Origin of the sequence: Modicisalibacter sp. 'Wilcox' (assembly GCF_010993675.1) — a bacterium.
Taxonomy (GTDB): Bacteria; Pseudomonadota; Gammaproteobacteria; order Pseudomonadales; family Halomonadaceae; genus Modicisalibacter; species Modicisalibacter tunisiensis.
Map to the genome: position 1 here is coordinate 22,368 of NZ_WNXF01000021.1, position 21,596 is coordinate 43,963.

The 21,596-nt window shown below is 62.9% G+C and carries 19 protein-coding genes; 15 read left to right on the top strand and 4 right to left on the bottom strand.

All coding sequences use genetic code 11. The features are described from left to right. The first annotated feature begins 23 nt into the window (after nucleotides 1-23). Genes G7A98_RS15545 through G7A98_RS16765 form a run of 6 tightly spaced genes read left to right on the top strand, consistent with a single transcriptional unit; the run spans nucleotide 24 to nucleotide 6,262 of the window. Nucleotides 24-518, top strand: coding sequence for a GspH/FimT family pseudopilin (locus G7A98_RS15545; RefSeq protein WP_129140913.1), 495 nt, complete (start codon nucleotides 24-26; stop codon nucleotides 516-518). Next, nucleotides 515-931 (top strand): type IV pilus modification protein PilV, encoded by a 417-nt coding sequence (pilV, locus tag G7A98_RS15550; RefSeq protein WP_129140914.1) that lies wholly within the window; start codon nucleotides 515-517, stop codon nucleotides 929-931. Before G7A98_RS15545 ends, pilV begins: the two co-directional genes overlap by 4 nt. Continuing rightward, nucleotides 928-1,920: a PilW family protein gene (locus G7A98_RS15555; RefSeq protein ID WP_163650608.1), complete on the top strand. Its 993-nt coding sequence runs from the start codon at nucleotides 928-930 to the stop codon at nucleotides 1,918-1,920. The genes pilV and G7A98_RS15555 overlap by 4 nt, the downstream gene beginning before the upstream one ends. Further along, nucleotides 1,920-2,384 (top strand): pilus assembly protein, encoded by a 465-nt coding sequence (locus tag G7A98_RS15560; RefSeq protein ID WP_129140915.1) that lies wholly within the window; start codon nucleotides 1,920-1,922, stop codon nucleotides 2,382-2,384. Before G7A98_RS15555 ends, G7A98_RS15560 begins: the two co-directional genes overlap by 1 nt. Before the next feature lie 31 nt (nucleotides 2,385-2,415). Beyond that, on the top strand, nucleotides 2,416-5,802 hold the full coding sequence (locus G7A98_RS15565; protein ID WP_163650595.1) for a PilC/PilY family type IV pilus protein: 3,387 nt from the start codon (nucleotides 2,416-2,418) through the stop codon (nucleotides 5,800-5,802). Nucleotides 5,803-5,824: 22 nt separating this feature from the next. Further along, the gene (locus tag G7A98_RS16765) at nucleotides 5,825-6,262 is read left to right on the top strand and encodes a type IV pilin protein (RefSeq protein WP_163650609.1); all 438 of its coding nucleotides are present in this window, start codon (nucleotides 5,825-5,827) and stop codon (nucleotides 6,260-6,262) included. On the opposite strand, the gene G7A98_RS15575 is transcribed toward G7A98_RS16765, so the two are convergent. Beyond that, on the bottom strand, nucleotides 6,259-6,768 hold the full coding sequence (locus G7A98_RS15575; RefSeq protein WP_129140917.1) for a GspH/FimT family pseudopilin: 510 nt from the start codon (nucleotides 6,766-6,768) through the stop codon (nucleotides 6,259-6,261). The genes G7A98_RS16765 and G7A98_RS15575 overlap by 4 nt on opposite strands. A 90-nt stretch (nucleotides 6,769-6,858) precedes the next feature. Here G7A98_RS15575 and thiO point away from each other — a divergent pair, with 90 nt between their 5' ends. After that, nucleotides 6,859-7,941: a glycine oxidase ThiO gene (gene thiO / locus G7A98_RS15580; RefSeq protein WP_163650596.1), complete on the top strand. Its 1,083-nt coding sequence runs from the start codon at nucleotides 6,859-6,861 to the stop codon at nucleotides 7,939-7,941. A gap of 12 nt (nucleotides 7,942-7,953) precedes the next feature. Here the strand turns inward: thiO and G7A98_RS15585 are convergent, their stop codons facing one another. Next, nucleotides 7,954-8,214 (bottom strand): PP0621 family protein, encoded by a 261-nt coding sequence (locus tag G7A98_RS15585; RefSeq protein WP_163650597.1) that lies wholly within the window; start codon nucleotides 8,212-8,214, stop codon nucleotides 7,954-7,956. A gap of 156 nt (nucleotides 8,215-8,370) precedes the next feature. Here G7A98_RS15585 and G7A98_RS15590 point away from each other — a divergent pair, with 156 nt between their 5' ends. Beyond that, a complete protein-coding gene (locus tag G7A98_RS15590) occupies nucleotides 8,371-10,002 on the top strand; it encodes an NAD+ synthase (RefSeq protein WP_163650598.1) in 1,632 nt (543 codons plus the stop codon). 142 nt (nucleotides 10,003-10,144) lie between these two features. On the opposite strand, the gene G7A98_RS15595 is transcribed toward G7A98_RS15590, so the two are convergent. Next, a complete protein-coding gene (locus G7A98_RS15595) occupies nucleotides 10,145-10,936 on the bottom strand; it encodes an outer membrane protein assembly factor BamD (protein ID WP_163650599.1) in 792 nt (263 codons plus the stop codon). A 158-nt stretch (nucleotides 10,937-11,094) separates the two neighbouring features. Here G7A98_RS15595 and rluD point away from each other — a divergent pair, with 158 nt between their 5' ends. The 5 genes from rluD to ilvN all read left to right on the top strand — a co-directional run bounded on the left by rluD (nucleotide 11,095) and on the right by ilvN (nucleotide 18,200). Then, nucleotides 11,095-12,054, top strand: a complete 960-nt coding sequence (gene rluD, locus G7A98_RS15600) for a 23S rRNA pseudouridine(1911/1915/1917) synthase RluD (protein ID WP_163650600.1) — start codon at nucleotides 11,095-11,097, stop codon at nucleotides 12,052-12,054. Continuing rightward, nucleotides 12,051-12,806: a peptidoglycan editing factor PgeF gene (pgeF, locus tag G7A98_RS15605; protein ID WP_163650601.1), complete on the top strand. Its 756-nt coding sequence runs from the start codon at nucleotides 12,051-12,053 to the stop codon at nucleotides 12,804-12,806. Before rluD ends, pgeF begins: the two co-directional genes overlap by 4 nt. 153 nt (nucleotides 12,807-12,959) lie before the next feature. Beyond that, on the top strand, nucleotides 12,960-15,545 hold the full coding sequence (gene clpB / locus G7A98_RS15610) for an ATP-dependent chaperone ClpB (protein WP_163650602.1): 2,586 nt from the start codon (nucleotides 12,960-12,962) through the stop codon (nucleotides 15,543-15,545). A 439-nt stretch (nucleotides 15,546-15,984) separates the two neighbouring features. After that, nucleotides 15,985-17,709, top strand: coding sequence for an acetolactate synthase 3 large subunit (locus G7A98_RS15615; RefSeq protein WP_163650603.1), 1,725 nt, complete (start codon nucleotides 15,985-15,987; stop codon nucleotides 17,707-17,709). Next, nucleotides 17,709-18,200 (top strand): acetolactate synthase small subunit, encoded by a 492-nt coding sequence (gene ilvN, locus G7A98_RS15620; protein WP_163650604.1) that lies wholly within the window; start codon nucleotides 17,709-17,711, stop codon nucleotides 18,198-18,200. The genes G7A98_RS15615 and ilvN overlap by 1 nt, the downstream gene beginning before the upstream one ends. Here ilvN and ilvY read toward each other — a convergent pair. Next, on the bottom strand, nucleotides 18,190-19,140 hold the full coding sequence (ilvY, locus tag G7A98_RS15625) for an HTH-type transcriptional activator IlvY (RefSeq protein ID WP_163650605.1): 951 nt from the start codon (nucleotides 19,138-19,140) through the stop codon (nucleotides 18,190-18,192). The genes ilvN and ilvY overlap by 11 nt on opposite strands. 192 nt (nucleotides 19,141-19,332) lie before the next feature. On the opposite strand from ilvY, the gene ilvC reads away from it, so the two are divergent. Together ilvC and pssA are read left to right on the top strand one after the other, a co-directional pair. Next, nucleotides 19,333-20,349, top strand: a complete 1,017-nt coding sequence (ilvC, locus tag G7A98_RS15630) for a ketol-acid reductoisomerase (RefSeq protein ID WP_163650606.1) — start codon at nucleotides 19,333-19,335, stop codon at nucleotides 20,347-20,349. Nucleotides 20,350-20,505: 156 nt separating this feature from the next. Then, nucleotides 20,506-21,369 carry a CDP-diacylglycerol--serine O-phosphatidyltransferase gene (pssA, locus tag G7A98_RS15635; RefSeq protein WP_163650607.1) on the top strand — a complete coding sequence of 288 codons (864 nt, stop codon included), beginning with the start codon at nucleotides 20,506-20,508 and terminating at the stop codon, nucleotides 21,367-21,369. Nucleotides 21,370-21,596: the final 227 nt, after the last annotated feature.

Below are 21,596 nucleotides of genomic sequence, written 5' to 3' on the forward strand. Positions count from 1 at the left end.
TAGTGTTTCAGGGGGACTGTTCCATGGTCGTGCCTATGCGCCGCTTCAAGCCCCGCCCTCTGAATATCGAGGGAGGCTTCACACTGATCGAGCTGCTCGTGACGATAGCTCTGATCGCTATCGTATCTGGCATCGCCGTGCCGAGTTTTTCGGGCTTGATACGTGAGAACCGCCTGTCGACCTCGACTGTCAATCTCAATACAGCCCTGCGCTTGGCCCGTAGCGAAGCGATCAAGAGAAACCAGCAGATAGTGCTGTGCGGAATCGATAAATGTGATGGTGATTTCAGTGCTGGCTGGCAGCTCACCACGGCAATCGCTAACGGCTCTACCCTGCATCAGTACCGTTTCGGCAGTGGCTCCGTCAGTGCCACGGGCGATGGCCCTATCATGTTCAATCCTCTTGGAGAGCTAGCATCCGGTAGTGCGCAATGCATTGCAGTCAGTGGTAGTGGAATCAGTCAAGCGATTCAGGCCTTGCCCAGTGGCGGTATCCGATCAATAGGGGCCTGCCCATGAATGCTTCTCGCCAAGCGGGCGTATCGCTACTTGAGGTGCTGGTAGCGCTCCTTGTGTTGTCAATCGGTGTCCTGGGTGTCGTAGCCCTACAGACCAAGTCCATGGCCCTGGTACAAGAGGCATATTGGCGAGGGCAGGCTGTTGCCCTCGCCTACGACCTAGGGGACCGGCTACGTGCCAATCCGGATCAGATCGCAAGTTATGCGATCGGCATGGATGCAGGTGCTCCAGAAGGTGGAAGCTTGGCCAAGAGAGATCTTGCAGGTTGGCTTGATGACTTGGATACAGCGCTACCCAATGGGGATGGTAGTGTAGTCATTAAAAACGAGCAGGTGACAATTACGGTTCAATGGAACACTTCGCCACGGCTTAATGGCAATTTACAGTCTTTTGTGACGGAGGTGTATCCATGAGTTCGCTTCCATCAGCACCGCCAGAACGGCAACGGGGAGTGACCCTCGTCGAGCTGATGATTGCCTTGGTTTTGGGGCTTTTGATTACTGCGGGCATATATCAGTTGTTCAGTGCTTCACAAAGAACGCACCGTCTTGAGCAAGCAGTAGCCAGTGTGCAGGAAAATGGACGCTTTCTACTGAATGTGTTTCAGCGTGAACTTCGCCATGCCGGTTTTCCTCCTGCCTGCCAGGGCGAGGCTGGGGCAGAGGGGTCGTTGATTATCAATATGAGCTCTAGCCTAAAGAAAGATCTCTTCCCCAACGATCGCTTTGATTCCGTAATGGGCTGGCAAGACCGCTCTTCAAGCGATGGTTATACTCAGCGTATCAGCCCCGGGGATTATCAGGCGGGAAATATCTTGTTGATCCACCATGCTGCGGATCCAGCCAATATCGCCTTGAGTGCTTCCATTGTGGCGGGGAAGCGTGATGTCGCGGTTGCGGGTGGAGAAAACTTAAGTAGTGGGGATCTTTTGGCTTTCGTCTTTCAAAATCGCTGCGAGGTGGCGGAAACGACGGAAGACGGCCGTTTCCGTGCGCCGCAAGGTTTTTCGTTTAGTTTTCCGCAGGATGCAACGTGGATCGGTGAACCAGTCGGCGACCTCTACTATGTTGGTTGGGATTCTCCCCGGCAGGAGCCTGCGTTACGCCGGTTGGATTTAGTCTCGGGAAAAAGCGAAACGCTGGTCAGTCCAGTCGTCGATATGCAGCTGCGCTATCTTGTGGATGGTCAGTATCAATCGACGCCCGGTGCGAGCCGCTGGGATGATGTCGCGGCGGTCAGGATCAGTCTGCTTGTGCGGTCGTCCGCTGGTCGTGTATTGGAAAGCCCGGCCCACGTCCAGGTAGGCGACATCGACTTTACGGCTCCACCTGGCGACCTGAGGCTTTATCGGGGTTTCACCTCGACGGTGGCTTTGCGCAACCGGTTGGTGGGGGAGCGATAATGCCAGTGCGTGTAATGGTGTTTTCAGCGAAGCGGTCTCAGCAAGGTATTGTGCTCATCGTCTCGCTAATTTTCTTGTTGATTTTGAGCCTTTTGGGGCTGTCGTCTATACAAAGTGCAACGTTGCAAGAAAATATGGTCGGCAACCAGCGTGATCACGACATGGCCTTCCAGGCGGCAGAAGCGACCTTGCGTTGGGCTGAAGGGCAGGCAAAAAAAGGTAACGGCATTCACGATGAAGCGTGGGCTCCAGGTAGCAAGGTCAATACCTATGCTTTAGGCGATAGCCGGTTGAGTAGCAATCCTCAGTACCATATTTGGCATCCGAGTGGCCTCGAAGGGCAAGCAGGGGAAGGCGATGATGATACTAATCCAAAGCCTATTTATCAGATTACTGCGATAGGCTATGGTGGCTCACCTAACAGTCAGGTTATTTTGCAAAGTTGGTATGTTCCTGATGAGTGAGATGTCGTTCATGAGTAAGGGGTAGCTAGTCATGCGCTTTCTGATAAGATTTTTTTGGTTATTGGGTTTTTCTTTAAATGCTGGCGCTACTGATTTGGCTACGACCCCTCTGTCTGTAGGCGTTCGTGTCGATCCTAACTTGATGTTCGTTATCGATGATTCAGGCTCAATGCGGTTTGAGGTGATGCCAGAGTCACATATAGTCGGTGATGCACGATTTATCTATCCGCGGTCGAGGGGTGTCTATGAATCAGGTCTTGGCGCGGGAGAATACTCGAATAACGTTCCCACCTTTGATGTGGACAATGTTTATAATTCATACAGTCGTTCTCCTCAGGCAAATGCCCTGTACTATAATCCGTCCGTTACTTACTTGCCCTGGGTCAAGGCAGATGGCAGCAGAATGGCGCCTGCGAATCCCAACAATGCCCCTCATAACCCTAGACGGGTCACTTTGGGGGGGCGAGACTTGACTGCGTGGACAACGCAGACGGCAGACCGTTGGCTAGCGTGCGACTCGGCAACCGCTGATGGCCCTTCTCAATGCTACTATCAGGTAGAGTGTGCTTTCTTGTTTTGTTCATATAGAACACATGAGTCCTTCTTTCCAGCGGTATACTATACTTACCTAGGGGGAGGGTACGGTGATACAAGAAATTATCGGCGCGTAGAAATTCGCCCGGCCAATGCACCTTTTAAAGGAGAGGGTCGTGCGAATCGTAGTGACTGTAGCAATGCTGGTGCCACTGAGCCAAGTTGCAGTTATTCAGAAGAGATCCAAAACTTTGCCAATTGGTATACGTACTACCGGTCACGGACATTAGCTGCTCGTGCAGGAATCGGTGAAGCCTTTTCGCAACTGGGTGAGTCAGTTCGAGTAGGTTTCGATACTCTCAATAGCAACGAGGATGTAAGCGAAGGAGAGGTGGTAGCCGGGGTCAGGGCGTTCAGTGGTGAAGGGCGGGAAAAATTCTTTGAACGACTCTATACACATGATGTGCCTGCGGATGGCACCCCTCTGCGCTTAGGCTTGCAGCGTAGTGGGAATTACTTTGCAAAGCAGAGTGAACCCTGGCGTGATGACCCCAGCTCCAAGCAGTCTACTGATTTCCAGTCATGTCGCGCCAATTATGCGCTACTAATGACCGATGGTTATTGGAGTGGTGGCAATCCTGACGAGATCGATAACTCAGATGGAGAGTCCGGCCCTGCAATAGAAGGACCCGGCGGGCAAGGCTATCGCTATCCAGCCAATGCACCCTATAGCGATGATGTCAGTGCTACCCTGGCTGATGTTGCCATGTATTATTGGAAACACGATCTACGGGAAAAGCTGGCCAACAACGTGCCTGTCAATGGCCAGGATCCGGCCTTTTGGCAGCACATGAGTACATTCGGCATCGGCTTCGGCGTGGAGGGCAATATCAACCCCGACAGCGCTTGGCAGGCGGTGGCCTCGGGGCAGGAAGTCAATTGGCCCAGCGCAGCCGATTTTAATAGTGGTGATACGAAAAGAGCTGATCGGGCACGCTTGGATGACCTCTTGCATGCCTCGGTTAACGGTCATGGTGGCTTTTTTAATGCTGGAGATCCCCAGTCCTTTGTTAAAGGACTGGATGATGTGCTCGGCACTATCGTTGCGCAAGATGAAGCTTCGGTGGTACCGGTTGCGGTCAATGGAGACTCCATTGATGAAAATAGTCGAATGTTTACTGCTGGGTTTCGTAGTACTGATTGGTCAGGGCGGTTTCAAGGATATCAATTACTCCCCGGTGGTAAAAAAAAGCTATTATGGGATGCTGAGGCAATGTTGCGTAAGCAGTCGCCAAAAGAACGATTGCTGCTTACCTCGCAAGCGGGAGCGGGGGCGGAGTTGACTACCCAGAGTAGCGATTTGGATATCAATCAGATACGTTGGTTGAAGGGTGTGGACGTAGAGGGTCTGCGTGACCGAACCCCCGAGGGTCAAAAAGTTCCTAATCTACTCGGGGATATCGTTAATAGTGCTCCCTTCTTGCTTTCTTCGCGCCAAAATGATAGCCGGCCCGGCATGGTGTTTGTAGGCGCTAATGACGGGATGCTACATGGCTTTTCTGCGGATACTGGTAAAGAGCTATTCGCCTATCTTCCGAGTGAACTTGTGACCGCTCCTTCCGGTCAAGCTCCACCCATCGCATCGTTGATGCGACCCAGTTATGTTCATCGATACTTCGTCGATGGGTCGGCTGTGGCACGTAACGTGAAGATAGGTGGTGGGCCACAGGCCGTGGTGGTCGGGACCATGGGAGGCGGGGGGCGAAGTGTTTTTGCGATCGATGTCAGTAATCCGGGTGATATTGGGCCCGAGGCTGTGCTTTGGGAGTTCTCTAACCCTCATCTAGGCGAGGGCGTCACTCGCCCTGCCATCTCCCGGATCACTTATCAGGGGGAGCCGCGCTGGGTTGCATTGTTTGGGAATGGCTACAATAGCGTTTCCGGGCGGGCAAGCCTTTTCGTGGTAGACCTGCTAAGCGGAGATCTCATCAAACGCTTCGATACCAAAGCCGACAGGCCTAAGGACCCTAATGGTTTGGCACCACCTAGCGCGACTCGCTGGCCTGATTACAAGGAAGTCAGCACCTTTGCCTATGCCGGAGACCAACAGGGGAACGTGTGGCGCTTTGATCTGAATGATTTGCACAGTAAGCCTGTAAAATTGCTCCAAGGAAATCCCTCTCAGCCTATTACCGCGCCTCCCCAGCTGGAATTCAAGCCCGGCAACCCCAGTATTCTCATGGTGCTTTTTGGAACCGGGAGTTTTCAGTTTGTCGGCGACCGTAGTGATCGGAATATACAGCGTCTTTACGGATTAGAAGATCGAGTAAGTGCGGACTCGGAGCCAGTGGATGCTGCCAGCCCTAATCTGGTCAAGCAGTCCGTTACGATTAATAGCACCTTGAATGGTCAAACGGTCCGTGGCGTTTCCAATTACCCTGTGGCTGCCACTCAACGGGGCTGGTATCTGGAATTGCCGGAGGGAGAGCGCATGGTCTCTATGCCGTCACTGCCTACGGGTATTTACCATCAACGTGCTTTGTTTTCGACATTGGTGCCACTCTTTGGGCAATGTTCTGCGGGTGTCAATGGCTATGTCTACAGCCTGCGTATTGATACCGGTGGCAGTGGGACACGAGCCTTTTTCGATGTTAATGGCGATGAAGAGATTGATGCTGGTGACAATATCACGGATCAGGCCGGTAATGTTCAGGTTGTTGCGGGGTTGCAGCTCGGCAGCGGAGAGTCGCAGGTGACGGTTAATGATCCACAAAACGGTGAGGACGTGTTGGCTGGTACTGTTGGTGGTAATGGTGGCGGTACGCATACCAAGGCTTCGCCGGGTGCAACCGGGCGCCAGTCTTGGCGACAGGTATTCAACTAATAGAAGAGGCCGCGTGAACAGGATGAGCCAGTCTTACAGTGCTAGGCAACAAGGTTTTTCTTTAATAGAGTTGATGATCGTGGTTGCAATAATCGCGATTCTGGCGGCGATCGCTTATCCTAGCTATCAAAGGTACGTCACAGATACGTGGCGGGGGCGTGCCGTGGCCTGCCTGGCGGAATTGGCCCAGGGGATGGAGCGTCGTTATACCTCGAACATGTCTTATTTGGTGTCAGGTAACAAGCAGCCTCTGCCGTCCAATCAGTGTGTTTCCGAGCTGTCCAATGAAAACCGCTATGATGTGAAGTTTGCTGATAAGCAGCCGAAGTCTCAGACGTTTATTATTGAAGCAATACCCAAGGGGGCTCAGGCACCAGATAAGGAGTGTGGCAAGTTGTCGATCGACCAAACTGGGCAGCGGTACATCGCGGGTACCGGCAATGTCGATGACTGTTTCTAGTTGTCACATTGCGCGCTGCCGCCCAAGCGAAGCCTACCGGTGTTGCTCATGACCAAGGCGGCTGATTCGCCGCTTTTATCGCAAAGATTGAATGTGCCATTGTATCCTCTTGGCCACCCCGAGGCGGCTATGCGGAGCCAGCGGTAATTGTTTCTGAATTTCACATTCGATACGGCTCCTTCCGGCATGACCTTTAAAATCTTGGTGCTTGCGGAAATATGGTCGCCATCGAACGGGCCTTGTATGACGAGTAACGGAGCAGACCAGTTCCCGGTGCATCTCTTCTGGTCTGGACTTGGGCACAAGGAAATGGTGGTTTCTCGGGTGACGGCTGTATTCCGGGCCAAGGCCACTGCTGTTCTGAGCCGGGCAATATCCGAGGCAATCGCATTTCGGGCAACTAGCCTTTCAAAGGCAGGAACTGCCCAGCTCAGTGTTATAAGCAATACCGCCAATGTAACAATGAGTTCTATCAGTGTGAAGCCAGGTTGTTGGTTGACTCTCATGTCGCCCTGCCTTCGTGTGCGTTGGGGCTAAGTCAACTATGACAATATCTATTGTTTTCTAAATTTCTGTAAGAAAAAGCGGATATTCACGTGAGAGATTTCCTCATCATCGGCGGCGGCGTCATCGGCATGATGACGGCGCTGCAACTGGCCGATGCCGGCCATGACGTGACCGTGCTCGAACGTGGCCAGTGCGGCGGCGAGGCTTCCTGGGCCGGCGGCGGTATCGTCTCGCCGCTCTACCCGTGGCGCTACAGCCGGCCGATCTCGGCGCTGTCGCGCTACTCGGAGGGCTTCTATCCCGAACTGGCCCTGCGCCTGCTGGAGGAGACCGGCATCGATCCCGAGTATCGCCAGAAGGGGCTGCTGTACCTGGGCGTCGAAGACGAGGCGCGGGCGATGGACTGGGCGCGCGAGGTGGGCAAGCCGCTGGAGCGGGTTGACGCCGACTTCCTGTATCGCAAGGAGCCGCAGGCGGCGCCGGGCTTTGGCGATGCGCTGTGGATGCCGACCCTCGGCAGCATCCGCAACCCGCGGCTGGGCCAGGCGCTGCGGGCGCGGCTGGCGGCCATGCCGCGGGTGACGCTCGAGGAGGACGTGACCGTCACCGGGCTGCGCGTCGCCGACGGGCGGGTCACGGGGGTGGACAGCGAGCAGGGGCGCTGGTCGGCCGAGCGGGTCATCGTCTGCGGCGGGGCGTGGAGCGCCGGCCTGCTGGCGAGTGCGGGCGTCGAGCTGCCGGTGCGGCCGGTGAAGGGGCAGATGATCCTGTTCAGGGCGCCGCCGGGGTTGGTGGAGCGGGTGGTGCTGCTCGACGGGCGCTACGTGATCCCGCGGGGCGACGGGCGGGTGCTGGCCGGCTCGACCCTCGAGGAAGCCGGTTTCGATACCTCGACCAGCGAGTCGGCGCGCGCCTCGCTGCGGGACAGCGCGATCCGCATCATTCCGGCGCTGGCCGACTGCGAGGTCGAGCACCACTGGGCGGGGCTGCGTCCCGGCTCGCCGGACGGGGTGCCGATGATCGGTGCGGTGCCGGGGCTCGCCAACCTCTACGTCAACGCCGGCCATTTCCGCAACGGTCTGGTGCTGGCGCCGGCGTCGACCCACCTGCTGGTGGACGAGCTGCTGGGGCGGGAGCCGATCGTCGACCCCGCTCCTTACCGGCTGGGCTGAGCCGCTTGGCGCTCAACCCTTGGGCTGCTGCTCCTCGAGGAAGCGCGCGTGGTGGGACTCGTTGCAGAACCACAGGGCGTCGCGGCGGATGGCGTCGGACTCGGGCAGGTGCACCCGGCAGTAGGCGCAGCGCACCATGCGGCCGTCGTCGATGGTGCGCGGCCGGCTGGCGTCGTCCTGGTCGAGCCGCCACTGGCGGTACAGGCGATAGAGCTTGAGGCCGGCCCAGAACAGGACCGCGAAGATGATCAGGCGTATGATCAAGAGGTTCATCCCGTGGCTCCCCCGCCGGATGGGCCGGTGCTTTGCAGGCGGCGATCCATGCGGGACAATGGCGTCAATGGGGTAGTGTAAGGGAAGCGACTGCGCCTGCCTATCGGGCAGCCTGCCCCGTCCGTCCATGACCGTGATTCGAGGAATGACCCAGCCATGCAAGACTTGACCCTGGTAATGGCCCAGCTGGACCCGTTGGTGGGCGATATACCCGGTAACGCCGATCGGGCCATCGAGGCGGTGCGCGAGGCCCGCATCGAGCACAAGGCGGATGTGGTGGTCTTTCCTGAGCTGTTCCTGACCGGCTACCCGCCCGAGGATCTGCTGCTGCGCCCCTCGATGGAGACGCGGCTGGCGGCGGCCCGGGAGCGCATGGCCGAGAAGGTCGCCCGCGACGTGATGGTGATCATCGGCTATCCCGGCCGACGCGAGGATGGCTACTTCAATCTGGCCGGCGTGCTCTACAACGGCGAGTGGCTGGGCGAGTACGCCAAGCAGTCGCTGCCCAACTACCTGGTGTTCGACGAGCACCGCTACTTCACGCCCGGCGATGCGCCGCTGGTGATCGAGCATGGCAGGGCTCGCCTGGGGATCCTGATCTGCGAGGACCTGTGGGACGGCGCGCCGGTCCGGCGTGCCCGGGATGCCGGCGCCGACATCCTGGTGACCCTGAACGCCTCGCCCTATCACCGCGACAAGCCGGCCGAGCGGCTGTCGCTGTTCGCCGACCGGGCCCGCGAGGTGCAGCGCCCGGTGGTGTACGCCAACCAGGTCGGCGGTCAGGACGAGCTGGTCTTCGATGGCGGCTCGCTGGTGGTCGATGCCGCCGGCGAGCTGCAGGTGCGTGCCCCGCACTGGCAGGCCGGCCTGATGCCGGTGCGCTTTCTCGGCGAGGCACAGGGCTGGCGGCCGGAGGCGGGCGAGATCGAGCCGCTGCTCGATGCCGAGGAGAGCCTCTACTGCGCGCTGGTCACCGGGGTGCGCGACTACGTCAACAAGAGCGGCTTCAAGGGTGTGGTACTGGGCCTGTCGGGCGGCATCGACTCGGCGCTGTCGCTGGCCATCGCGGTGGATGCGCTGGGCCCGGACCGGGTCCAGGCGGTGATGATGCCCTATCACTACACCGCCGACATCTCCCGCGAGGACGCCGCCGAGCAGGCCCGGCGGCTGGGCGTGCACTACGAGGTGCTGCCGATCGTGTCGATGGTCGAGGCGGCCGACGAGACGCTCGCGCAGAGCTTCGCCGGCGCCCCGCAGGACACCACCGAGGAGAATCTGCAGTCACGCTGTCGCGGCGTGCTGCTGATGGCGATCTCCAACAAGAAGGGCCTGATGGTGCTGACCACCGGCAACAAGAGCGAGATGGCGGTGGGCTACGCCACGCTCTACGGCGACATGGTCGGCGGCTACAACGCGCTCAAGGATGTCTACAAGACCTGGGTCTATCGCCTCGCGACGTGGCGCAACGCGCAGGAGCCGGTGATCCCCGAGCGGGTCATCACCCGCCCGCCCTCCGCCGAGCTGGCGCCGGACCAGCAGGACAGCGACTCGCTGCCCGGCTACGACGTGCTGGATGCGATTCTCGAGCGCTACATCGAGGGCGACATGAGTGCCGAGGCGATCATCGACGCCGGCTTCGACCGCGAGGCCGTCTACAAGGTAGTCAAGCTGGTCGATCGCAACGAGTACAAGCGCCGTCAGGCGCCGGTCGGTGTGCGGGTGACGTCACGCGGGTTCGGCCGCGACCGGCGCTACCCGATCGTCAATCGCTGGCAGCCCGGCGAATAAGCAGACCGGCGAATAGAGAGTCCGGCCTCGGGCCGCGGGCGACGAAACGCAGAACACCTCCACTGGCATGGTCCAGGGAGGTGTTCTGGGTTTTGGAGCTTAGTCTTGCAGCCCGAAGCCCGAAGCCCGAAGCCCGAAGCCCTTACAGCGTCAGCGGCTTGGCGTCGACGTACTTCGGTTCGAAGGTGGTGCCGTCGAGCCGGTCGTTGTTCGGGTCGTTGTCGATCAGCGTCTTGAGGACCTCGCGGGCGCGGTCGCGCATGTCGAGCCCCAGATAGCCCTCCACCATGGTGGCCAGGGCGTCGCGGGTGGCCGGGGTGCGCGGGTAGTGCTCCAGCACCCACTTGCCGCGCTCCACGGCGGCCACGTAGGCGCCCTTGCGCAGGTAGAAGTCGGCGATCTGCAGCTCGTGGCGCGCCAGCACGTTGCGCAGATAGATCACCCGCTGACGGGCGTCGGCGGCGTAGGGGCTGTCGGGAAAGCGACGCGCCAGTTCGCTGAAGTCGACGTAGGCATCGCGCGTGGCGCCGAGGTCACGCTTGGAGATGTCGATCATCTCCAGGCTCTCGAGACTGAAGCGCCCGGCCTCGTAGGCGGCCAGGCCGCGCAGGTAGTAGGCGTAGTCGACCTGGGGATGATCCGGATGCAGGCGGATGAATCGGCTGGCGGCGGCCCGGGCAGCTTCCCAGTTGGTGACCTTGTAGTAGGCGTAGATCAGCTCGAGCTGGGCCTGCTCGGCGTAGCGGCCGAACGGATAGCGGGTGTCCAGCGCCTCGAGCTGCTTGACGGCGTCGTTGTAATGATGGGTGTCGAGCGATGACTGGGCCTTCTGGTAAAGCTCCTTTTCCTGCAGCTCGGGGGATACCTCGGTACTGGCACAGCCGGCCAGCAGGGTGGCAGTCAGGGCCAGGGCGGCCAGGGAAGCAACACGCATCGTCATCCTCGTCTCGGGCAATCGTCTGGGGCCGTGGTAGAATCGGTCGAATTCGGTCACCAGTCAAAGCACCACACTATAAAGCACACGCCACCGGCGGGGACAGGCCTTGCCGGGAAAACCCCACGTCCACTCCCGCTACAGGCATTCGGCAAGCTATGTCAGAGACTCTGCACCGCGACGCGCGTATCCCCGAGACGATGGTCGGCCTGCGTCTGGACCAGGCCGCCGCCGAGCTGCTGCCCGACTTTTCCCGCGAGCGGCTCAAGAGCTGGATCAAGCGCGGCGAACTGACCGTCGACGGCGCCCGGGCCCGGCCCAAGGACAAGGTGGTCGGCGGCGAGCGGCTGGTGCTGGAGACGGTGCTCGAGGACGAGGTGCGCTGGACGCCCCAGGCCATCGCGCTGGACATCGTCCACGAGGATGAATCGGTGCTGGTGGTCAACAAGCCCGCGGGCCTGGTGGTGCACCCGGCCGCCGGCAATCCCGATGGCACGCTGCTCAACGCCCTGCTGCACCATCGCCCGGCGCTGGCCGCCGTTCCCCGGGCTGGCATCGTGCATCGTCTGGACAAGGACACCACCGGGCTGATGGTGGTGGCCAAGACCCTGGCCGCCCAGACCGCGCTGGTCGAGCAGCTCCAGGCGCGCACGGTCTCGCGGGAGTACGACGCGGTGGTGACCGGGGTGATGACCGCCGGGGGCACGGTCGATGCGCCCATCGGCCGCCACCCGCGGGACCGCAAGCGCCAGGCGGTCCACGTCTCCGGCAAGCCGGCGGTGACGCACTACCGGGTGGTGGAGCGCTTCCGCGGCCACACGCATGTGCGCTGCCGGCTGGAGACCGGGCGCACCCACCAGATTCGCGTGCACCTGGCCCACCAGCGCTTTCCGCTGGTGGGGGATGCGCTTTATGGGGGGCGGCTCAAGCTGCCCGCGGGCGCCGGCGAGTCGCTCAAGGAGCTGCTGCGCCACTTCCCGCGCCAGGCCCTGCATGCCCGCAAGCTGGCTTTCATCCATCCCGACAGCGGCGAGACGCTGACCCTGCGCGCCGAGCTGCCGGATGACCTGTGGCTGTTGCTGGATGGCCTGCGGGCCGACCAGGAGGAGAGTTCATGAGCGAGCGTCCGACCCTGCTGTTGCCGGACTGGCCGGCCCCGGCCACCGTCGGCGCCTTCGTCACCACCCGCGAGACCGGGCCCAGCCGCGGGCCGTTCGCGGCCTTCAATCCGGCCCTGCACGTCGGCGACGACCCGCGGGACGTGCAGCGCTGCCGCGACCTGCTGGCCGAGGAGATCGGCGACCCGCGGGCGCTGCTGTGGCTCGAGCAGGTGCACGGCGCCAATGTCGTCCAGGATTACCGGCCCGCGTATGCCGAGCGAGCGCCGCGCGCCGATGCGGCGGTCGCCGGCGACGCGAGCCATGCCTGCGTGGTGCTGACCGCCGACTGCCTGCCGGTGTTCTTCTGCGATCGGCGCGGTACCCGCGTCGGCGTGGCGCACGCCGGGTGGCGCGGGCTGGCCGGCGGCGTGCTGGAAGCCAGCGTGGCCGCGCTGGGCATTGCGCCCACGGAGCTGATGGCCTGGCTGGGGCCGGCCATCTCCAATGCCCAGTTCGAGGTGGGCCACGAGGTCCGGGACGCCTTCGTGGCGTTCCAGGCCGAGGCCGAGGAGGCCTTCGAGCCCAGCCCCTATCGGCTCGGCCACTACATGGCGGACCTCTACAAACTCGCCCGGCTGCGCCTCGAGCGCTTGGGGCTCGCGCAGGTCAGCGGCGGCCACTTCTGCACCGCCTGCGAATCGCGCTTCTACTCCCACCGCCGCGATGACGGCGTCACCGGTCGCATGGCCAGCGTGATCTGGCTGCGCTGAATCCCGTCCGGGCTTGATCCGCATCAAGCCCGCCGTGCATCGCCATGCCGGTGACTTGAAACTCGCCCAGCATACCTCCATTGATAGTGTCAACACGGACAAGGGCCGCGTGGCGCGTCCGACCGCGCCATTGCCCCCAATGGAGGATTTTCGATGCGAATCGACCGCATGACCAGCAAGCTGCAGAACGCCCTGGCCGAGGCCCAGTCCCTGGCGGTGGGACGCAGCCACAACCAGCTCGACCCCGGGCATGTGCTGGCCGCGCTGCTCGACGCCGGCGACAGCGGCATCAAGGGCCTGGTGCAGAAGGCCGGTGGCGATGTCGCCAAGCTGCGCGACGGCCTGGCCGAATACCTCGACAACCTGCCCAGCGTCGGCCAGTTCGACGGCAACGTGACCATGAGCCAGGATCTGGCGCGGCTGTTCAACCTCGCCGACCGCGAGGCCCAGGCGCGCGGCGATCAGTACATCGCCAGCGAACTGGTGCTGCTCGCGGCGCTGGAGATGAATCAGCGCATCACCAAGGTGCTGACCCAGGCTGGCCTGAACAAGAAGGCACTGGTGGCGGCCATCGACAGCCTGCGCGGCGGCCAGGCGGTGGACGACGCCGGTGCCGAGGAGAACCGCGAGGCGCTCGACAAGTACACGCTCGACCTCACCGCGCGTGCCGGCGAGGGCAAGCTCGACCCGGTGATCGGCCGCGACGACGAGATCCGCCGCACCATCCAGGTGCTGCAGCGGCGCACCAAGAACAACCCGGTGCTGATCGGCGAGCCCGGGGTGGGCAAGACCGCCATCGTCGAGGGCCTGGCCCAGCGCATCGTCAATGGCGAGGTGCCCGAGGGGCTCAAGGACAAGCGCGTGCTGTCGCTGGACATGGGCGCGCTGCTGGCCGGTGCCAAGTTCCGCGGCGATTTCGAGGAGCGCCTCAAGGCGGTGCTCAGCGAGCTCGCCAAGGAAGAGGGCCGGGTGATCCTGTTCATCGACGAGCTGCATACCATGGTCGGCGCCGGCAAGGCCGAGGGCTCGATGGACGCCGGCAACATGCTCAAGCCCGCCCTGGCGCGCGGCGAGCTGCACTGCGTAGGCGCCACCACGCTCGACGAGTATCGCCAGTACATCGAGAAGGATGCCGCCCTGGAGCGCCGCTTCCAGAAGGTGCTGGTCGACGAGCCCAGCGAGGAGGACACCGTCGCCATCCTGCGCGGCCTCAAGGAGCGCTACGAGGTCCACCACGGGGTGGACATCACCGACGGCGCGATCATCGCCGCGGCCAAGCTCTCGCAGCGCTACATCACCGATCGCCAGCTGCCCGACAAGGCGATCGACCTGATCGACGAGGCGGCCTCGCGGATCCGCATGGAGCTCGACTCCAAGCCCGAGGAGATGGACCGTCTCGACCGCCGGCTGATCCAGCTCAAGATGGAGCGCGAGGCGCTCAAGAAGGAGACCGACGAGGCCTCCCGCAAGCGGCTCGAGAACCTCGAGGCCCAGATCGACGAGCTGGAGCGCGAGTACGCCGACCTCGACGAGGTGTGGAAGGCCGAGAAGGCCAGCATCCAGGGCGCGGCGCAGTTCAAGGCCGAGTTGGAGCAGGCGCGCATCGATCTCGAGGCGGCGCGCCGCCAGGGTGACCTGGGCCGCATGTCCGAGCTGCAGTACGGGGTGATTCCGTCGCTGGAGAAGAAGATCGCCGAGTCCAGCGAGGCCGAGGGCGATACCTCGAGCCACCAGCTGCTGCGCTCCAACGTCACCGAGGAGGAGATCGCCGAGGTGGTGTCGCGCTGGACCGGCATCCCGGTGGCCAAGATGCTCGAGGGCGAGCGCGACAAGCTGCTGCGCATGGAGGACGCGCTGCACGAGCGGGTGATCGGCCAGGACGAGGCGGTCAAGGCGGTCGCCGACGCCGTGCGCCGCTCGCGCGCCGGGCTCGCCGACCCGCACCGGCCCAACGGTTCCTTCCTGTTCCTCGGCCCCACTGGGGTGGGCAAGACCGAGCTGTGCAAGTCGCTGGCCAGCTTCCTCTTCGACACCGAGGAGGCGATGGTGCGCATCGACATGTCCGAGTTCATGGAGAAGCACTCCGTGGCGCGGCTGATCGGTGCCCCTCCCGGCTATGTCGGCTACGAGGAGGGTGGCTACCTGACCGAGGCGGTGCGCCGCAAGCCCTATTCGGTGCTGCTGCTCGACGAGGTCGAGAAGGCCCACCCGGATGTCTTCAACATCCTCCTGCAGGTGCTCGAGGATGGCCGGCTGACCGATGGCCAGGGGCGTACCGTGGACTTCCGCAACACGGTGATCGTGATGACATCCAACATGGGCTCCGACCTGATCCAGCGCCTGGCCGGCGAGGGCGAGGACGCCTACACGCGGATGAAGGACGCCGTGATGGAGGTGGTCGGGCAGCAGTTCCGGCCCGAGCTGATCAACCGCATCGACGAGGTGGTGGTGTTCCACCCGCTGGGGCAGGAGCAGATCCAGCAGATCGCGGCGATCCAGCTGCAGCGGCTGCGTGACCGGCTCGCCGAACGCGACATCGGGCTGGAAGTCTCCGACGACGCCATGGCCCAGCTGGCGGTGGTCGGCTTCGACCCGGTGTTCGGGGCGCGGCCGCTCAAGCGGGCGATCCAGAGCCGGCTGGAGAACCCGCTGGCCCAGGAGCTGCTGGCCGGGCATTTCGTCCCGGGCGATACCGTTCGTGTCACCACCGAGGATGGTCACCTGGCCTTCGCCAAGTAAGCATTCATTCGGCGCGTCGCACCGAGGCCCCGTCTTCCCCCGGGAAGGCGGGGCCTTTTCATGTTCCGGGCCGGGCAATCCGCCACCGCAAAGGCCGCCGTGGTTGACATGGTTATCCGGCTATTGGAATCTTGACGGTTCCTGAGCAAGGGACGTGGCTTCAGCGGGCGATCCCCCAACGCCGCGTGACGGGTAGGCGTTTCGGCCTCTACTCGCCCTGTAAGGACTTCCGGGCACGGGTTAACCGCCTTGCCTGGCCCAACCCCCGACGCGGCGATCCGTCGCGGTGCAGAGTGCAGGCCCCATCCGGGCCGAAGAACGCCAGGGTTTGGCATCAGGTGCCGGCCGCGGGCCGGCAGCGGCATACCGCCGCACTCGACTTTCGCGACCCTTGCCGGGGTGGCGACAAGGCACTCGAGACCTCCAGGGGAGACACACTGTGGAATTGCTTTCCGGCGCCGACATGATCGCCCGCTTCCTTAAGGATGAGGGCGTTGAATACATCTATGGCTATCCGGGAGGGGCAGCGCTGCACATCTACGATGCGCTGTTCCGTCAGGATGCCGTCAAGCACATCCTCGTGCGCCACGAACAGGCCGCGACCCACGCCGCCGACGGCTATGCGCGGGCATCCGGCAAGCCCGGCACCGTACTGGTGACCTCCGGCCCCGGCGCGACCAACACCGTCACCGGCATCGCCACCGCCTACATGGACTCGATTCCCATGGTGGTGCTGTGCGGGCAGGTCGCCAGCCACCTGATCGGCGAGGATGCCTTCCAGGAAACCGACATCGTCGGCGTGACCCGGCCGATCGTGAAGCACAGCTTCATCATCAAGCACCCGACCGAGATCCCGACGGTCCTCAAGAAGGCCTACTATCTGGCGGCCTCCGGGCGGCCGGGCCCGGTGGTGGTGGACATTCCCAAGGACATGACCGCCCCCACCGAGCGCTACGAGTACGTCTATCCGAAGAAGGTCAAGCTGCGCTCCTACAACCCGGTCACCCGCGGGCACACCGGCCAGATCAAGAAGGCCGTGGAGCTGATGCTCAAGGCCCGGCGCCCGGTGTTCTACACCGGCGGCGGCGTGGTCACCGGCGACGCCAGCGAGGCGCTGACCGATCTGGTGCAGCGGCTGGGCTATCCGATCACCACCACGCTGATGGGCATCGGTGCCTATCCGCAGCGCGACCGCCAGTCGCTGGGCTGGCTGGGCATGCACGGCTCCTACGAAGCCAACATGGCCATGCACCATGCCGACCTGATCGTCGCCATCGGCGCGCGCTTCGATGACCGGGTGACCAACAATACCTCCAAGTTCTGCCCCACGGCCAAGATCGTCCACGTCGACATCGATCCCAGCTCGATCTCCAAGACCGTGCGCGCCGACGTGCCGATCGTCGGCCCGGCGGGGAGCGTCATCAGCGAGATGATCAGCCTGGTCCAGGGGCGCGAGCCGGCCAATCCCGAGGCGCTGACCGAGTGGTGGGAACGCATCGACGGCTGGCGCGACGAGCGCCGTGGCAAGCTCTACGAGCCGGCCGCACCGGGCGAGCCGCTCAAGCCGCAGCAGGTGATCGAGGCGATCTGCGAGGTCACCCGCGGCGAGGCGTTCGTCACCACCGATGTCGGCCAGCACCAGATGTTCGCCGCGCAGTACTACAAGTTCGACAAGCCCAACCGTTTCATCACCTCGGGCGGGCTGGGCACCATGGGCTTCGGCTTCCCCGCGGCGATGGGCATCAAGCAGAACTACCCGGACGATGACGTGGTCTGCATCACCGGCGAGGGCAGCTTCCAGATGATGATGCAGGAGCTGTCGACCTGTAAGCAGTACGGGGTCGGCGTCAAGATCGTCAACCTCAACAACCAGTCGCTGGGCATGGTCCGCCAGTGGCAGGATCTGAACTACAAGTCGCGCCATGCGCACTCCTACATGGAGTCGCTGCCCGACTTCGGGAAGCTGATCGAGGCCTATGGCTTCACCGCGATTCGCGTGGAGCGCGAGGAGGATCTCCTGCCGGCGCTGGAGCGGGCGTTCGCCGACAAGGACGAACTGGTGTTCCTCGATGTCTATGTCGACCCGCGCGAGCACGTCTACCCGATGCAGGTGCCCCTGGGCTCCATGCGTGACATGCTGCTTTCGAAGACGGAGCGGACCTGATGCGCCATATCATCTCGATCCTGATGGAAAACGAACCCGGCGCCCTGTCCCGCGTGGTGGGGCTGTTCTCCCAGCGCAACTTCAACATCGAGTCGCTGAACGTGGCGCCGACCGACGATGCCACCCTGTCGCGCCTGACGGTGACCACCGTGGGCGACGATCGGGTGATCGAGCAGATCACCAAGCATCTCAACAAGCTGATCGACGTGGTCAAGCTGGTCGACCTGACCGAGGGCAATCACGTCGAGCGCGAGCTGATGCTGGTCAAGGTCAAGGCGCTGGGCGCGCAGCGTGACGAGGTCAAGCGTACCGTGGACATCTTCCGCGCGCAGATCGTCGACGTCACGCCGAGCGTCTACACCGTGCAGATCACCGGTGATGCCGCCAAGCTGGACGCCTTCCTGCAGGCCATGAGCCCGATCGGTGTGCTGGAAGTGGCCCGCACCGGCGTCTCGGGAATCTCCCGGGGCGACAAGGTGCTCAGCCTCTAGGTGCATCGCCCGCGCCGAGGTTCGTCGAGCCGTCCCTCCGGGGGCGGCTTTTTGTTGCCGGGGTGTCGGGGATCTGCTGCCAGAGCGCGTGAATCAGCGGGTGGCGCAGCTTGCGCTCGAGCACGCACAGGCCGACGTCATAGGGCGCCAGGCGCGGCGTGACCTCGAGGATCCGCACGCGATCGGCCAGCGGGCTGTTGTCGAGCACGATCCGCGGCACCACGCCGACGCCGAAGCCCAGCCCGACCATGCTGACGATCGCCTCGTTGCCGGCGACCTGGGCGTAGATGCGCGGCTTGATGCCGAAGCGGCGAAACCAGGCATCGGTGCGATCGCGGGCCAGCCCCGACTCGGAGAGGATCATCGGCGTCGTCGCCCACTGCGCCGGCGGGCTGTCGGGCGAGGGCACCCAGTCGGCGGGCTCGCTGGGGGCGATGAACACCAGCGGCGAGGTGGCGATGGGCTTGAAGGCCAGCGACCCGGGCAGCGCCTCGGGACGGGCGGTGATCGACATGTCCTCGTCGCCGCCGATGACCCGGCCGATGGCGTCGGCCGGGTCGCCGGTGTGCAGCTTGAGCTCGATGCGCGGGTGGCGCAGGCGGAACTCGCTGAGCAGCTCGTAGAGGAAGCTGTAGCTGGCGGTGACCGAGCAGTAGATGCTGATCTCGCCGGTCAGTTCGCCGCTCTGCTCCATCAGTGTCTGGCGCAGCAGGGCCCACTGTTCCAGGGTGTCACGGGCGTACTGCTGGAAGAGGCGGCCCTCGCGGGTCAGTGCCACGCGACGGTTGTCGCGCTCGAACAGCGACACGCCGAGGCTGGCCTCGAGCTGGGCGATGGTGCGGCTGAGCGTCGAGGGGCTGACGTGGCAGGCGTCGCTGGCGCGGCCGAAGTGCAGGGTCTCGGCCAGGGCGAGGAAGTGCCTGAGGGGGCGCAGGTCCATGGCGTATTGCACCTGGTGAATTGAAATGTTGCAAATATAGCGTTTTACGCAACGCAGTGCCTGCCGTATCGTGTCTCCAGACACAAGGAGCGGCGCCCGCACTGCGGTCGACCGGTCCACCACGCCGCGCTAGACGGCGGGCCATCAACGCTGACGCAATCCTTTACTCGCTCGATATCACGGAGTTTCCCCATGCGCGTTTACTACGACAAAGATTGCGACCTGTCGCTCGTTCAGGCCAAGAAGGTGGCCATCGTCGGTTACGGCTCCCAGGGCCATGCCCACGCCAACAACCTGAAGGAGTCCGGCGTCGACGTGACCGTCGCCCTGCGCAAGGGCTCCTCCTCCGCGGCCAAGGCCGAGGGTGCCGGCCTCAAGGTGGCCAGCGTGGCCGACGCCAGCCGCGAGGCCGACATCGTCATGGTGCTGGCGCCGGACGAGAACCAGAAGGCCATCTACGAGAACGAGATCGAGCCCAACCTCAAGCAGGGCGCGACGCTGGCCTTCGCCCACGGCTTCAACATCCATTACAACCAGATCGTGCCGCGCAGCGACCTGGACGTGATCATGATCGCGCCCAAGGCGCCGGGTCACACCGTGCGCTCCGAGTTCACCCGTGGCGGCGGCATCCCCGACCTGATCGCCGTCGAGCAGAATGCCTCTGGCCAGGCCAAGGAAATCGCCCTGTCCTACGCCGCGGCGATCGGCGGTGGTCGTACCGGCATCATCGAGACCACCTTCCGCGACGAGACCGAGACCGACCTGTTCGGTGAGCAGACCGTGCTCTGCGGCGGCGCCGTCGAGCTGGTCAAGGCCGGGTTCGAGACCCTGACCGAAGCCGGCTATGCCCCGGAAATGGCCTACTTCGAGTGCCTGCACGAGCTCAAGCTGATCGTCGACCTGATGTACGAAGGCGGCATCGCCAACATGAACTACTCGATCTCCAACAACGCCGAGTACGGCGAGTACGTCACCGGCCCGGAGGTCATCAACGACGAGTCGCGTGCGGCGATGCGCAATGCACTCAAGCGCATCCAGAGCGGCGAGTACGCCAAGATGTTCATCCAGGAAGGCAATACCAACTACCCGTCGATGCATGCCCGCCGTCGTCTCAACGCCGAGCATCCGATCGAGCAGGTCGGCGAGAAGCTGCGTGCGATGATGCCGTGGATCGCCGCCAACCAGCTGGTCGACAAGAGCAAGAACTGAGCGTTTCCGAACGACAGGCAGCATCTCCAGAGGCGCGGATTTCCGCGCCTCTGGCGTTTCCCGGGTGGCGATGGGCGGGCGAGTGAGCCTATCGTTAGGGGCGGCAGGGTGTAGAATGCGCGCTCATGCCGGATGCTGGCAACGGAACGAGACTTTATGACCCAAGAGCCTCAACAGGATACGCACGCTTCAACGCCCCCGACCTCGGCCGAGTCCGAGTTTTCCGAGTTCGCCCGGGAGACCGATGTCGTCGAGGAAACCGTCGAGAATGGCAAGAAGGTCAGGCGCCGCGGGATCTACCTGCTGCCCAACCTGTTCACGACCTCGGCGCTGTTCTCGGGATTCTTCGCCGTGGTGGCGGCCATCAACGGCGACTTCGCCGCGGCGGCCATCGCCATCTTCGTGTCGATGGTGCTCGACGGTCTGGATGGCCGTGTGGCACGGCTCACCAACACCCAGAGCGCCTTCGGGGCGGAATACGACAGCCTGGCCGACATGCTCTCCTTCGGCGTGGCGCCGGCGGTGGTGGCCTTCTCGTGGATTCTGCAGGATGTCGGCAAGATCGGCTGGATCGCCGCCTTCGTGTACGTGGCCGGTGCGGCCCTGCGGCTGGCGCGCTTCAACGTCCAGCTCGGTTCCACCGACAAGAAGTGGTTCATCGGCCTGCCGAGCCCGTCGGCGGCGGCCCTGGTGGCCGGTTGCGTGTGGGTCTTCCACAGCTTCGAGATCGAGGCCTACGCCTTCAAGTTGCTGATGACCTTCATCGTGGTGGCCGCCGGCGTGCTGATGGTCAGCAATATCCGCTACTACAGCTTCAAGGAAATTGACCTCAAGGGCCCGGTGCCCTTCGTGGCGCTGCTGGCGATCGTGCTGATCTTCGTGGTGATCTCGCTGGAGCCGTCGGTGATGCTGCTGGCATTGTTCGGCTGCTACGTGGCTTCAGGGCCGCTGATGGCCGCCAAGCGCAAGCTCAAGGGGCAGCCGGCTCCCGACAGGGTAAATACCGACGTCGAGCATTGAGTGCGGCTCTTCGCCGGAAATGTCCCCCGACGCCCGCCTTCTGGCGGGCGTTCTGGTTTATCCACACCCGGTTTGTCGGCGTCTCGCGAGAGCGAGAGTGGCCAGGTGAAACGGGGCGTTTGGGAGGATCTCGAAAATTTTTTCGGCCGAGGGCTTGTCAGGGCCGAAGGTGGGGCGTAAAGTACGCATCCGCTGCCGACGACGGGACACGTCACCGGCGGTGGAGA

Excerpts from the sequence above, each read along its gene's own strand:
- G7A98_RS15560 (WP_129140915.1), top strand. The coding sequence starts at position 1,920 with ATGCCAGTGCGTGTAATGGTGTTTTCAGCGAAGCGGTCTCAGCAAGGT.
- ilvN (WP_163650604.1), top strand. The coding sequence starts at position 17,709 with ATGCGCCATATCATCTCGATCCTGATGGAAAACGAACCCGGCGCCCTG.
- G7A98_RS16765 (WP_163650609.1), top strand. The coding sequence starts at position 5,825 with ATGAGCCAGTCTTACAGTGCTAGGCAACAAGGTTTTTCTTTAATAGAG.
- ilvY (WP_163650605.1), bottom strand. The coding sequence starts at position 19,140 with ATGGACCTGCGCCCCCTCAGGCACTTCCTCGCCCTGGCCGAGACCCTG.
- G7A98_RS15545 (WP_129140913.1), top strand. The coding sequence starts at position 24 with ATGGTCGTGCCTATGCGCCGCTTCAAGCCCCGCCCTCTGAATATCGAG.
- G7A98_RS15555 (WP_163650608.1), top strand. The coding sequence starts at position 928 with ATGAGTTCGCTTCCATCAGCACCGCCAGAACGGCAACGGGGAGTGACC.
- clpB (WP_163650602.1), top strand. The coding sequence starts at position 12,960 with ATGCGAATCGACCGCATGACCAGCAAGCTGCAGAACGCCCTGGCCGAG.
- G7A98_RS15565 (WP_163650595.1), top strand. The coding sequence starts at position 2,416 with ATGCGCTTTCTGATAAGATTTTTTTGGTTATTGGGTTTTTCTTTAAAT.
- pssA (WP_163650607.1), top strand. The coding sequence starts at position 20,506 with ATGACCCAAGAGCCTCAACAGGATACGCACGCTTCAACGCCCCCGACC.
- ilvC (WP_163650606.1), top strand. The coding sequence starts at position 19,333 with ATGCGCGTTTACTACGACAAAGATTGCGACCTGTCGCTCGTTCAGGCC.
- rluD (WP_163650600.1), top strand. The coding sequence starts at position 11,095 with ATGTCAGAGACTCTGCACCGCGACGCGCGTATCCCCGAGACGATGGTC.
- G7A98_RS15585 (WP_163650597.1), bottom strand. The coding sequence starts at position 8,214 with ATGAACCTCTTGATCATACGCCTGATCATCTTCGCGGTCCTGTTCTGG.
- G7A98_RS15590 (WP_163650598.1), top strand. The coding sequence starts at position 8,371 with ATGCAAGACTTGACCCTGGTAATGGCCCAGCTGGACCCGTTGGTGGGC.
- G7A98_RS15595 (WP_163650599.1), bottom strand. The coding sequence starts at position 10,936 with ATGCGTGTTGCTTCCCTGGCCGCCCTGGCCCTGACTGCCACCCTGCTG.
- G7A98_RS15575 (WP_129140917.1), bottom strand. The coding sequence starts at position 6,768 with ATGAGAGTCAACCAACAACCTGGCTTCACACTGATAGAACTCATTGTT.
- pgeF (WP_163650601.1), top strand. The coding sequence starts at position 12,051 with ATGAGCGAGCGTCCGACCCTGCTGTTGCCGGACTGGCCGGCCCCGGCC.
- pilV (WP_129140914.1), top strand. The coding sequence starts at position 515 with ATGAATGCTTCTCGCCAAGCGGGCGTATCGCTACTTGAGGTGCTGGTA.